At 64.5% G+C, this 12,383-nt stretch carries 9 protein-coding genes; 3 read left to right on the forward strand and 6 right to left on the reverse strand.

Annotated features, from left to right (window positions below; genetic code table 11):
• Window positions 1–4: 4 nt before the first annotated feature.
• The 6 genes from HMPREF1022_RS05415 to nadC form a co-directional block, all read right to left on the reverse strand.
• A complete protein-coding gene (locus HMPREF1022_RS05415; protein WP_009302240.1) occupies window positions 5–1,195 on the reverse strand; it encodes a class I SAM-dependent rRNA methyltransferase in 1,191 nt (396 codons plus the stop codon).
• A 12-nt stretch (window positions 1,196–1,207) separates the two neighbouring features.
• The gene (locus HMPREF1022_RS05420; RefSeq protein ID WP_009302241.1) at window positions 1,208–2,728 is read right to left on the reverse strand and encodes a hypothetical protein; all 1,521 of its coding nucleotides are present in this window, start codon (window positions 2,726–2,728) and stop codon (window positions 1,208–1,210) included.
• 6 nt (window positions 2,729–2,734) lie between these two features.
• Window positions 2,735–4,330: a hypothetical protein gene (locus HMPREF1022_RS05425; RefSeq protein WP_009302242.1), complete on the reverse strand. Its 1,596-nt coding sequence runs from the start codon at window positions 4,328–4,330 to the stop codon at window positions 2,735–2,737.
• 18 nt (window positions 4,331–4,348) lie between these two features.
• Window positions 4,349–5,953 carry an L-aspartate oxidase gene (nadB, locus tag HMPREF1022_RS05430; protein ID WP_008685074.1) on the reverse strand — a complete coding sequence of 535 codons (1,605 nt, stop codon included), beginning with the start codon at window positions 5,951–5,953 and terminating at the stop codon, window positions 4,349–4,351.
• Window positions 5,954–5,963: 10 nt separating this feature from the next.
• A complete protein-coding gene (gene nadA, locus HMPREF1022_RS05435; RefSeq protein ID WP_008685073.1) occupies window positions 5,964–7,010 on the reverse strand; it encodes a quinolinate synthase NadA in 1,047 nt (348 codons plus the stop codon).
• 76 nt (window positions 7,011–7,086) lie between these two features.
• Entirely contained in the window at window positions 7,087–7,959 is an 873-nt protein-coding gene (nadC, locus tag HMPREF1022_RS05440) for a carboxylating nicotinate-nucleotide diphosphorylase (RefSeq protein ID WP_008685072.1), read from the reverse strand.
• A 348-nt stretch (window positions 7,960–8,307) separates the two neighbouring features.
• On the opposite strand from nadC, the gene mgtE reads away from it, so the two are divergent.
• From mgtE to HMPREF1022_RS05455, 3 genes are all read left to right on the forward strand, one after another.
• Window positions 8,308–9,702: a magnesium transporter gene (gene mgtE / locus HMPREF1022_RS05445; RefSeq protein WP_009302243.1), complete on the forward strand. Its 1,395-nt coding sequence runs from the start codon at window positions 8,308–8,310 to the stop codon at window positions 9,700–9,702.
• Window positions 9,703–10,446: 744 nt separating this feature from the next.
• Window positions 10,447–11,127 (forward strand): response regulator, encoded by a 681-nt coding sequence (locus HMPREF1022_RS05450; RefSeq protein ID WP_009302244.1) that lies wholly within the window; start codon window positions 10,447–10,449, stop codon window positions 11,125–11,127.
• 151 nt (window positions 11,128–11,278) lie between these two features.
• The gene (locus HMPREF1022_RS05455) at window positions 11,279–12,361 is read left to right on the forward strand and encodes a sulfite exporter TauE/SafE family protein (protein WP_009302245.1); all 1,083 of its coding nucleotides are present in this window, start codon (window positions 11,279–11,281) and stop codon (window positions 12,359–12,361) included.
• The last annotated feature ends 22 nt before the right edge of the window (window positions 12,362–12,383 follow it).

Below are 12,383 nucleotides of genomic sequence, written 5' to 3' on the forward strand. Positions count from 1 at the left end.
TGGTTTAGCCCACCTGGGCGATGAAGCATTTGAGATACGCTGTTTCGGGCATGGCGGCATGCACCGGATGATCCGGCCCCTGGCCGCCCGCGTAGACCAGCCGGGCGTGCAGCCTGCGCCGGGACGCGGCCTGGGCCACGCAGCCGCGCAGGGCCTCGGCGGCGAGATGGTGCGAGCAGGAAGAGCTTGCCAGCACGCCGCCCGGCGTCAGCAGACGCATGGCCAGGACGTTGATCTTGCGATAAGCCGCCAGACCCTGGGCCGCGTCTTTGCGGCGTTTGATGAAGGCGGGCGGGTCCAGGCTGATCAGGGAAAAGCGGCGGCCTTCCTCGTACAGCTCGTTGAGCTGGTGAAAAGCGTCGCCGCAGATGGTTTCCACCACGCCTTTGCCCGTCAGGGCCGGAGCATTGACCGCCGCGTTTTCGCGGGCCAGAGCCAGTGCCTGGGGCGAGGCGTCCAGAAATGCCACGGATGCCGCCCCGGCAGCGGCGGCCGTTACGCCGAAGCCGCCCGCATAGCAGAAAATGTCCAGTACGTCCGCGCCGTCCGCGTAGCGCGCCAGCTCTCGCCGGTTGGCGCGCTGATCGTAAAACCAGCCGGTTTTCTGGCCCGTGGCGCAGGGCGCGAAAAAGCGGCAGCCGTTTTCCGGCACTTCCAGACGTCCAGGCAGGTCGCCACGACTCTGGGCCTCGCGGGAAAGGCCCTCCAGGCCGCGCGCGGCAAGGTCGTTGTCGAAAAGCAGGGACGCGGGCGCGAGCAGTTCGTCCAGGCATTGGACGATGAACTCCTTGCGGCTCTCCATGCCCGCGGTACTGATTTGCAGGGTGCAGTGCTCGCCGTAGCGGTCGATGACCAGACCGGGCAGGAAATCACCCTCGCCGTGGCAGAGCCGGTACCAGGGTTCCGGAAAGAGCCGCTGGCGCAGAATCAGGGCACGGCTCAGGCGCTCATGCAGCAGGGTCTTGTCCAGAGGCGTGTCGGCCCGGTGCGCGTGCAGGCGCGCGCAGATCAGCGAGGCCGGGTTCAGGCAGGCGCTGCCCAGAGGCGCGCCGCGCGCGTCGCAGAGCGTGGCTTCCTCGCCGGGCGTAAAGTCCGTGAGCGGGCTTTTCTGCGTATCCACTTCATTGCTGAACACCCAGAGATGCCCGGCGCGGATGCGGCGGTCCTCATTCTTTTTGAGCCAGAGTTTACGCATGCGTCAATGTGGTTAAGGTTGCGGGCTTTGCCCGGCGTTGATGCGCGCCGCCTGTTGTTCCAGGCTTTCCGCGCCCGGCTGTGCCTCGGCACGGAACAATGCGCCGGGGTTTCCGGCCGCCAGCGCGCCCAGCACTTCCGTCAAACTGTAGAGCCTGCCCGGCGTGCTGCTGATTTCAAGGCTGCCGGGCCGATTTGCAAAGGTTTCCAAGGCTGCGGCAAGCGCCTTGTTTTCCGACGTGGTTTGGACGCAAAAACTGTTGACGGCGGCGGTGAACACGGCGGCGGCCGCCCGCCCGTCCGGGGGCAGCATGAGGGCCAGTCGGCCCATGAGCCCGTGATCTTCAAAACGCAGTTTAAGATCGCCGTAAGTCTGGCTGAACAGGGCCTGCTGCTGGTCCATGCCCTCAGTATTGCCGGAGATCAGCAGGCTGTAGCGCAGATCACCCACATTCGCGGCCTTGACCATGCCCTTTTCCAGAATGCTGTCCTGACCCTGCTCCTCGACTGAAATGTCGGCGTCCAGTCGTATGGTGTCCAGACCGGGCAGGGCAAGGCCGTAGCCTTGCAGAACCGCGGGCAGGGACAGGCCGGAAAGATTGATCCGGTAGCGGGCAGGCCGGTTGGAGAGCCATTCGAAACTGCCTGTCTTGAGTTCGGCTCTGTCCTCCGGCAAAGGCATGGTCAGGCCGTTAAGGCGCAATTCGCGGAACAGGGGTTCGTCCGCGGCGAGCATTTCCTGAAACAGGGCCTGCATGTTCCGCTGATCCGGAGGCGCGCCGAGCAATCGCGAGAGACGCCGCAGCAGGGCTTCCTCGGGCAGCACGATGCCGCTCTGGCTCAGGCTTTCCAGGATCAGTCCGTCCTGCCCGTCGATGCGCAGCCGCAGGTCCGTGAGGGCCGCTTCCTCCATATGGCGGCCGCGCCAGTTGCGCAGGCCGGCTTCCTTGATGCTTATATACAGCGGCTGGTTCACGGTGGGGATATCCACGCTGATGAAGGAAGCACGGATGTTGTCCGCGCCCATGCGGTAGGTGAGCCCCGGAGAGTCGGGCAGCTTCGCGCCTTCGGCCAGCTCCCGCAGCAGGGCGCTGTCCGCATAGAGGGCGTCGACTTCTTCCCGCTGCATGACGACCTTGCCCAGAGACGTGCGCGCGCTGACATTGAGCAGGAGCAGGCCTTCGGCCACGGTCGTCATGCCCTGTTCAGGCAGAACCGCGCCGCGCAAAGGCGTGCAGGCCAGCATGGCCCGCAGGGGCAGGCGCAGGGAAATTTCCGCGGCCTGATAGGTGACCGGGCCCTGCGGTTGAACCATGCGCAGTTCCAGACCGCGCAGCAGCAGCTTGCGGGTCAAGGGCGAAAAGTCGAGGACTTCGACGCTGGACTGAACCGGGCTGCCGTCAAAAGAGGTCAGCCCGGCCAGTGCTTGCCGCGCCTGATTCTCCACCTGCGGCCGCAGCCACAACTGCGCGGCCAGCACAAGAAGCAGTGCCGCGAGCAGCAGCGGAGCGAGGATAAGGACGGTTTTCTTCATGTCGCGCTATTTTGCCTTGGCCGCGGTCGCGTCCAGGCCGCTGATCTGCTGTTCCAGGCTTTCCTTGCCCGGTTGAGCCGTAACGCTGAGCAGAGCGCCGGGATCCTTGCCGCCCAGTTTGGCGAGCAGCTCGAAAACACGGAAGGTCTTGCCGGGCCTGCTTTGCACTTCCAGCACGCCGGGGCGGGAGGCGAAGGTTTCCAGGGCGTCGCGGACGGCCGCATTTTCCGGAGTATCGCCGGGGCAGAGCTCGGCGATGGCCGCCTTGAGCGCCGGGGTGGCCCCCTGGGCCGAGGGAATAACGTTTCTGACCAGATAGGCCGTGAGCCCCTGGTCCGTATATTTCAGGTTGACGTCCTTGTACGAGCTGAGGAACAGCGCCTGCGGACCGGCCAATGGCGAGCCCGCGGACATGATGAAATCATAGTCCAGCGAGCCCAGGTGTTGGGCGCTGAGCAGACCCTTGTGGCGTCCGCCGTCATTCCCGGACGTAAAGCCCAGCTTTGCATCCAGAACCAGAGCGGGCAGACCGGGAAAGGCCAGATCGCTTTCGCGCTCCAGCAAAGGCGTGGGCAGGGAAAGAGCGTCCACGCTGAGGCCGTACTGCAAAGGCGTGTTGGATTGCCAGTTCAGGGCTATTTTTTTAAAGGTCAGGGCCTGACCATCCAGAGGAAAATGCAGGTCAGAGAAGCTGATTTCCCGCAGCAAAGGCTCGCCGGTGGTAAAGATGCGCAGCAGCAGAGCCTGCAAGGCATTTTCGTCGGGTTTCGTCTGGGAAAGCAGGGTCAGCAATTCCTGCATGGCCGCTTCTTCCGGCAGGGTGAACTGCTTTTCCGTGATGTTGCCCAGGCGCATAAGTTCCCGGTCTTTTTCCTTGAGAACAATGCCGTCCGCAACGGCTTCTTCTATGGTGCGGCCTTCCCAGTTGCGGATGCGCATGGCGTCGCAACTGAAATCCATCTTGATGCCCTGTTCGGGGACCGCCATCTCGGAAGTCATGGCCGAAGCCCGCATTTCTCCGATACCTATGCGATAGAGGGCGTTCAGCATATTCGAGGGCTTCCGCTGTTCCAGCAGTTCCCGGATCAGGCCGCTTTCCATGCGGATATCGCTTGCTTCCTGATCCCGCACGACGCTTCGCGCGCTGACGGTGCCCTGATTGAGGGAATAGACGAAGTTGGAAATGCGCATCTCCTCGCCCACGGCCATCATGCCCGTTTCGGGCAGAATCATGTCGCGCAGGGGCGTGAACAGCAGAAGCGCCCGCCAGGGCAAACGATAGGAGGCTTCCTCCAGCGTATAGTTCAGGGCCGCGCTCCGGGGCTGCTGTTCGACGCCCGCCTCAAAAGCGGGCAGGTCCATTGTGCCGCGCAGTTCCAGGCCGCGCAGGATCAGGCGCCGGGAAAAGGGCGAGAATTCGACGCTTTTTACTTTCGGCGGCTCAAAGCGCAGAAGCTCCGAAAACGCCAGGGCTTCCGGCAGAGCGGCCAGTTCCAGGCGGGCCTGCTCCTCCAGCTTCGGGCCCAGCCAGAATTGCAGGGCCGCGAACCCGGCCAGAACCAGTACCGCCAGGACGAGAATCACGCGGATGAGACTTTTCATGCTTGTTTTTCCTTCGGCTCAGTCCACCCGGTGGTGGCAGCCCAGACTTACAGGGTTGCGCATGGCCGCCTGGGTAATGACATAGGCCGTCTGCGAGCCGTGGAAAAGATCCACCAGGCGTCGGGAAATGCGGGTGCGTTTGTAGAAATCATGGATATGGCGCACAAGGTCGCGCATATCCTCAAAGGCCCGGCGCAGGCGCGCGTCAGTGCGCGAAATGCCCACGTAGTTCCACATGGTGTTGCGGATGTTGGCCCAGTCCTGGGCCACCAGGGCCGGATCGTCGTGGCGTTCGTCGCCTTCGTGCTGCCAGTCCGGAATGGCGGCGGCCAGACCCGTGGGCATGCCGCCGCTTGCGGCGCGGCGCGCCAGATCCTTCCCGCAGCTCACCCCCCAGACCAGGGCTTCCAGCAATGAGGTGCTGGCCAGGCGGTTGGCCCCGTGCAGGCCGGTGCAGGCGCATTCGCCGATGGCGTACAGGCCGCGCATGGAGGTGCGGCCCCGCGTGTCGGTGAGCACGCCGCCGCAGAAATAATGCGCGGCGGGCACCACCGGGATGGGTTCCTTACGAATGTCCAGCCCGGCCTCCCGGCACTGCTCGAACACTGTGGGGAAACGGGTGGGCAGGTCCTGCTTGACGCCGCTCACGTCCAGGAACAGGCAGGGCGCGCCGCTGTGCAGCATTTCCTCCATCATGGCCTGGGCCACCACGTCGCGCGGGGCCAGATCGCCGCGTTTGTCGTGGCGGAGCATGAAGGCCCGGCCTTTTTCGTCCAGCAGGCGCGCGCCTTCGCCGCGCATGGCTTCGGTGATCAGGGGGCGGCGGTTGCTGCGCTCCTCATACAGGGCCGTGGGATGGAACTGCATGAATTCCAGATTCGCCAGATCCACGCCCGCGCGGAAGGCCATGGACACGCCCGTGCCCACGCAGCCCGGCGCATTGGTGGAGTGCAGAAAGACCTGGCCCACGCCCCCGGTGGCCAGCACCGTCCAGTCGGCCAGAATGGTTTCCGGTTCGCCGCTTTCCTCATTGAGGACATAGGCCCCCAGGCAGCGGTTGTCCACTTCGTAGCGGAACTGCGCGTTTTTGGCGTGATGGTGGCTGGTCAGCAGGTCGATGGCCGCGCGCCGGTGCAGGCAGGTGATGCGCGGATGGGCCAGCACCTGGGCCGTGAGCCCGTCCATGAGCGCCCGGCCCGAGTAGTCGGCCCGGTGCAGGATGCGCGGGGCCGAGTGCCCGCCCTCGCGGGTCAGGTTGAAACTGCCGTCCGGATTGCGGTCAAACCGCACGCCCGCGCGTTTGATCAGCACTTCGTCCACGCAGAGCGGGCCTTGTTGGCAGAGCCAGCGCACGGCCTTGCGGTAATTGTAGTTGTGCCCGGCCACCAGGATGTCTTTTTCCAGGGCGCGGGCGTCATCGTCGTCGGCGGGATTGTCGGGCCGGGGCGCCGCGCGATAGATGATTCCCCCCTGCGCCAGCTCCGAATTGCCGTCGGCCAGATTATCTCCGGCGTTGAGCAGCAGCACGTCACAACCGGCGTCGGCCAGGGTCAGGGCGGCGGTGCAGCCGGCCACGCCCGAGCCGATGATCAGGATGGGCACATGGCGGCGGGTGGGAGTCACAGCTCTGTCCTCATTGACCGCAAACCTCCAGCATGCGGGTTAAGGAGCGGCGGGCGGGACCGCACAGCGCGGCCTCCACGGTGAGAGGCTCGGCCGTTCCGTGGGCAATGGCGGTGAGTGTAGCCAAAAGTTTCGCTTCCGTCACCTTGGCCATGTCCGGACAAATGGCCCGGCCCAGGGAAAGAACACGGCAGCGCCCTTTGTGGCGGGCGGCCAGCCGGTCCACCAGATTGTTTTCCGTGCCGATGACCAGGGTGGAGCCGGGCGCTTCTTCAGCCAGGCGCGCGGCTTCCTTGATCAGAAAGGAGGTGGAGCCGGCGGCGTCGCAACGCTCGATGAGTTCCGGGCGGCATTCGGGGTGGGCCACCACCCGGCAGCCCGGATGGGCCGCGCGCGCGGCAGCCGCCTGTTCGGGCTTGAGTCGGGCGTGGATGGCGCAACAGCCGGGCCAGAGCAGCAGGGGACGCTCCAGGGGCTGGCTTTCGGGATTGATCAGGCCGTGGCCGTTAAGGCGCAGGATATGCTGCCGGTCCGGCGCAAGCCCCAGTTTTTTGGCCATGTTGCGGCCCAGATGCTTGTCCGGCAGAAAGAGCACGCCGTCGCCCTGGTCCAGGGCCCAGCGCAGCATGGTTTCCGCATTGGCCGAAGTGCAGACCGCGCCGCCGTATTCTCCCACCACGGCCTTGAGACCCAAGGTGGTGTTGACGTAGGCCAGGGGCACGATGCGGCGGCCCGTGGCGGTCAGTTGTTCCAGAACGCGGCGGGCCAGACCCGCCGGGGTCATCAGGGACATCATGCAGTCCGCGCCGGGTTCGGGCAGATGCACGGCCTGGCCCGGCTTGGCGAGCAGGGCCGCGGATTCGCCCATGAAAAAGACTCCGCAGAAGACAATGTGCTCCGCATCCACGCCGGGCACGCGGCGGGCCAACTCCAGGGAGTCGCCGGTGACGTCGCAGTGGGCCACCACCGCGTCGTTCTGATAATGATGGCCCATGATGCAGAGCCTGTCGCCCAGTTGTTCCTTAAGCGCCGCCACGGCGGCGGTGATGTCGTTCATGGTATGATCCGTTATTAGGGGAATATGTGTCGGCGTCGCGCCGGTTGGGAACGATTCCTTGTTGTCCGGGACCCTTTCAGGCCGGAATCAGGGTCATGCTGAAGTCCGCGGCCACGGCCGAGTGGGTGAGGCGACCCACGGAAATGAAATCCGGGCGGCGCGGCCCGGTCAGGGCGATGGCGCGGATGGTCTCCAGGCGCACGCCGCCGCTGACTTCGGCTTCAATGTCCGGCGGCACCAGGGCCAGGGCTTGGCTCAGCCGCGGGGCTTCCATATTGTCCATCATGATCCGCTCGGCCCCGGCCGCCACGGCCTCGCGCACATGCTCCAGAGTCCGGCATTCCACCTCCACGGGCGGGCAGGGCCGGTAGCGGGCGCGCAATCTGGCTACGGCTGCGGTGATGGAACCGGCCGCGTCGATGTGGTTATCTTTGAGCATGAGCATTTCCGCGAGATTTTTGCGGTGGTTCACGCCGCCGCCCGCCTGTACCGCGTATTTTTCGGGCCAGCGCAGGCCGGGCGTGGTTTTGCGCGTATCCAGCAGGCGCACGCCCGTGCCATCCAGTTCGCGCACGTAGCGGGCCGTGAGGTTGGCGATGCCCGAGAGATGGGTGATGAAATTGAGGATGACCCGTTCCGCCTTGAGCATGGCTACGGCCGGAGCCGTGATGCGGGCCACCTCGGTCATGGACGGCACGTGCGAGCCTTCCCTTGCCGAAGCCTGCCAGCGAAAGGGGACGTCCAGGGCCTTGAACACCGCGCCGATAACGGGCAGGCCTACCACCAGAGTGTCCTCTTTGGCGCGGATGGCGGCGTGCATCCGCGCTTCCGGCGGGAAGAGCCCCAAGGCCGTCAGCTCCGGCCCGTCCTCAACCAGGGCCAGATCAATGCATTCTTGCAGCAGCCGTTCCCCTTCGGGAGAAAAAAAAGCGGCCCAGGGCGTGAACATTGCGCTTGTCCCCACTTCATGCGCGTGCTAAACGAAAAGCGCCCGCGCGCGTCCGCCGCGCCTGCGCCGGAACCGGGCACGCGGCATGAAGGCGTGCGGAACCGTGGCGCGCCGAACGGGCGCACAGCCGGTCCGGGGGCTCTGAAGTAGATAGAATGCCCTGTGGCGCGCGTCAAGTTGCGGGCCGCATTGGGAGCTTTTTCACATACGCGCGAAGCCGTGGCGCGGTCCCGGACCCGTCTCCTGTCCGGCACGGCCGCGTCACACAGTCGCGGTAGTCTTGCGCCGCCTTCATCCGGCGGCGTGCCGTCATGTTTCATTGTTCCGTATCCTGCAAAAGGCTTGCTCATGGCTGACGATCGTAACGACGAAATCCGCCCCTCCCGTGTCGTGGATGAAAGCCCGGACGCGTCGGAGAGCGGCGACGCGCACGGCATCAGCATGCCCGAGATCTGCCGGGAAGTGGGCGACGAGGCCGAGTTCGTCCATCCGGCGGACATGGCCGATCATCTGGAAAATCTGAGCCTGGAAAAGCAGGTCTGCGCCCTGCGCCACATGACCACGGAGGATGCCGCCGAGGCCCTGGCCGAGCTGGACGGCAACGTGGCCGTGGACGTGCTGGAAAATCTGGACGCCGACGTGGCCGCCCAGATCATCGCCGAAATGGCGCCGGACGACGCCGCCGACGTGCTGGACGAACTGGATGAGGAGCACCGCGACGTCCTGCTGGAAAAGCTGACCAAGGAAGATTCCGAGGAATTGCGCAATCTGCTCAATTTCGACCCGGATTCCGCGGCCGGCGCCATGAACACCGAGTTGATCCTGCTGGAGAAGGCTCTTACGGTGGATGAGGCGATTGCCCACATCCGGCGCGAGATGGAGGACGACAAGGAGAGCCCCTATTACGGCTATGTGGTGGACGAAAAGGACGTGCTGGTGGGCGTGCTTTCCCTGCGCGACCTGATGCTGGCCCGCCCCGGCACCATCGTGGGCGACGCCGCGGCCGGGCAGAGCGTTATCAGCGTGACCTACGACACGGACAAACGCGAAGTCGCCAGCCTGCTTTCACACTACAATTTTCTGGCCATGCCCGTGGTGGATTACGAGGGACATATCATGGGCGTGGTCACCTATGACGACATCATGGACATCATGCACGAGGAGGCCAGCGCCGACATGCTCGGCATGGTGGGCGCGGACCCCGAGGAAAGCGTGGACACGCCCTGGACGGAAAGCGTCCGCAAGCGCCTGCCCTGGCTGATGGTCAATCTGTTCAATTCCGCGCTTTCGGCCTCGGTGGTCTACATGTTCGAGGGCACCATCGCCCAGATGGCCGTGCTGGCCGTGCTCATGCCCATGGTCGCCAACCAGGCGGGCAATACCGGCCAGCAGGCTCTGGCCGTGATGATCCGCCAGTTGGCGACAGACCGTTTTGACCAGAAAAAAGCCTGGATGGCCGTGCTGCGCGAGGGCAAGATCGGCATCGTCACCGGCTTGTTCATGGCTGTCACCGCCTTTCTGGGGGCCTGGTGGTTCACGGGCAACCACTTGGTGGGCGCGGTCATGGGCGGCGCGCTGCTCTGCGACATGATTCTGGGCGCGGTGGCCGGGGGGTCCATTCCGCTGATTTTCCGCGCCGTGGGCCGTGATCCGGCCCAGGCTTCCAGCATCTTCCTGACGACCATTACCGACGGCGCGGGCTTCTTTATTTTTCTTGGCCTGGCGACGCTGTTCATTTTCTGAAATTCCGCGCCGTCGGTGGCGCTGACGCAGTCAGCAGCCCGGAAAATGCGCACAGGCGGAGCTTTGCTTCGCCGACAAGCAAGTATTTTCCGTGTGTTCAACGCCCAAGTGGCGTTGCATCCGGCTTGTCGGCGCGGGCTTCTTTATTTTTCTTGGCCTGGCGACGCTGTTCATTTTCTGAAATTCCGCGCCGCCGGCAACTCTTGACCGTTCAGGTCAAATTTTTTGCTTCTGAATGGCGTCAGGCTCTGGTCCCGCGCGGTTGCCCTGGGGCTTCTCTGCAGGACATACGCATCTAAGAGTCTTTGCTCCCTGATAGATCGGGGAACGAACCAAAAAGGGCGAAGTCACCTTTACTCCGCCGGAGCGGAGCGCAGGCGGATGGTTGTGCCGGGAGAATCCTAAAAACTAAGATTTTTGCGCGCTGGCAAGGAAAATGGAGCTTTTTGCGCGGAAACCGACCGGAAGGCGGCCCAAAGGGCCGTGCCCGTTGGCGAGCCGGGCGAGCCTTACGGGCATCGAGAGCAGAGCTGTACTTAAGTACGCGAGCAGCAAAAAGCTCCAGATGACGCAGCCAGCACACAAAGGCTGGTTTTGACGGATCATCACGGCAAACAAGAAACCTGCAAAGGCTGGAATGAGATGCGTCTGCTCTGGGCCTCCCTGCCCCACGGCAGACAAGACAGCCAAAGTAGGCTATGATGATCTTGTTCCGGGTGGAAAAAGGGGAGGCAAGCAAGCGATATGGGCGAGAGCTCCGGACGTGAGATCTGCCGCATTCTGCTGGTGGACGATCACAAGCTGCTCATGGAAGGCGTGCGCAGCCTGCTCGCCCCGCACGCCCATCTGCGTGTGGCGGGCATGGCCCTGAGCGGCGGCGAGGCTGTGGCTCTGGCCGCCTCCCTTGCGCCGCAGATCGTGATCATGGACCTGGGCATGCCGGGTATGAACGGCGTGGACGCCAGCCGCGCCGTGCTCCAGGTGCAGCCGCAGGCGCGGATTCTGATCTATACCGGCCATGAGGACCAGCGCTTCCTGCCCGAGCTTATCGACCTCGGCATTATGGGCCATGTGCGCAAGTCCGAACCGCCGGGCGTGCTGCTCAAAGCCATTGAAAGCCTGCGCCGGGGCGAAACCTTTCTGACCTGTCCGGACCCCGGCGGCTGTCTGGCGGAATTGCTGCGCCGCCGCCGTGATGCCGCGGAGCAGGGCGGGGCGGGGGATCTCAGTGCGCTTTCCCCGCGCGAGAAAGAGATTTTCCGTCTTCTGGCCGACGGCAAAAGCGTCAAAAGCATTGCCCAGGATCTCTGCATCAGTCCCAAAACCGTGGAAACCCATAAGTACAACCTGCTCACCAAACTGCAGGCCGGTTCCGTGGGCGACCTCGTCAAAATCGCCATCCGGCACGGTCTGGTACGGATTTGAACCCGCGCGGACTGTGTTGGGGTGGGGAAAGCCCTGAGGCGGATGCGCAGAAATCAGGATTCTCCCGATGGTCCGCTTGCGCCGGGCACGGTAGAGTCGCGCCATTCCGAACATCCACGTGTGCCTCGGCGCATGCCGCAAGGGGGAAACAATGGCGCGTATTTTCCGCAGAAATCCGGATAAGGACAAAACTCTTTTCTGGCCGTGGCTCTTGCCGCTGGTCGTCTGTCTGACTCTGATCGGGCCGTGCGCGGCTCTGGCCGTGGACGCGGCTTCCGCACCGGGAACACAGGCCGTCGCGGCGGATACGGGCGCGACCCTGCACGCGGCCCCCACTCCTGCCACGCCGCCCGCCTCCCAGGCGCCGGCGGTGGCCGCCGCGCCGCTGGACAACCATCCCTGGTGGTTCTGGCCCCTGGCCCTGCTGGGCTTCTGTTTCATTCTGGGGATCATCGCGGTCATGGCGGGCGTGGGCGGCGGCGTGCTGTTCGTGCCGCTGGTCAGTGGCTTTTTCCCTTTCCATCTGGACTTTGTGCGCGGCGCAGGCCTGCTGGTGGCCCTGGCCGGAGCCCTGGCCGCCGGGCCGGGCCTGCTGCGGCGTAACTTCGCCAATCTGCGCCTGGCCCTGCCCGTGGCGCTGATCGCTTCGGCCTGCGCCATTGTGGGCGCCATGCTGGGGCTGGCCCTGCCCACCAACATAGTGCAGACCTGCCTCGGCGCGGTTATTCTGGGCATCGCCGTGCTGCTGCTGGTGTCCAAAAACTCCGTGCGCCCGGTGGTCACCAAACAGGACGCCGTGGGGCTGGCACTGGGCATGAACGGCGTCTTTCTGGAACCCAGTACCGGCGAAGTGGTGGAATGGAAGACCCATCGCACCTTTCTGGGCCTGCTTTTCTTCATCGCCATCGGCATCATGGCCGGCATGTTCGGCCTGGGCGCGGGCTGGGCCAACGTGCCCGTGCTCAACCTGCTCATGGGCGTGCCGCTCAAGGTCAGCGTGGGAACCTCCAAGTTCCTGCTTTCCATCACGGACACCTCGGCGGCCTGGGTTTATCTGAACCAGGGTTGCGTCATTCCGCTCATGGCCATCCCTTCCATCGTGGGCCTGATGCTCGGCTCGGTGGTGGGCGTGCGCCTGCTGGCCAAGGCCAAGCCCAAGTTCATCCGCTATATGGTGATCATCGTGCTTTTCTTCTCCGGAGCCAAGGCGCTCATGAAGGGCCTCGGCTGGTAGCCGGGCAGGACGCACAGGAGAC

It is taken from the genome of Desulfovibrio sp. 6_1_46AFAA (assembly GCF_000224635.1).
GTDB lineage: Bacteria > Desulfobacterota > Desulfovibrionia > Desulfovibrionales > Desulfovibrionaceae > Desulfovibrio > Desulfovibrio fairfieldensis.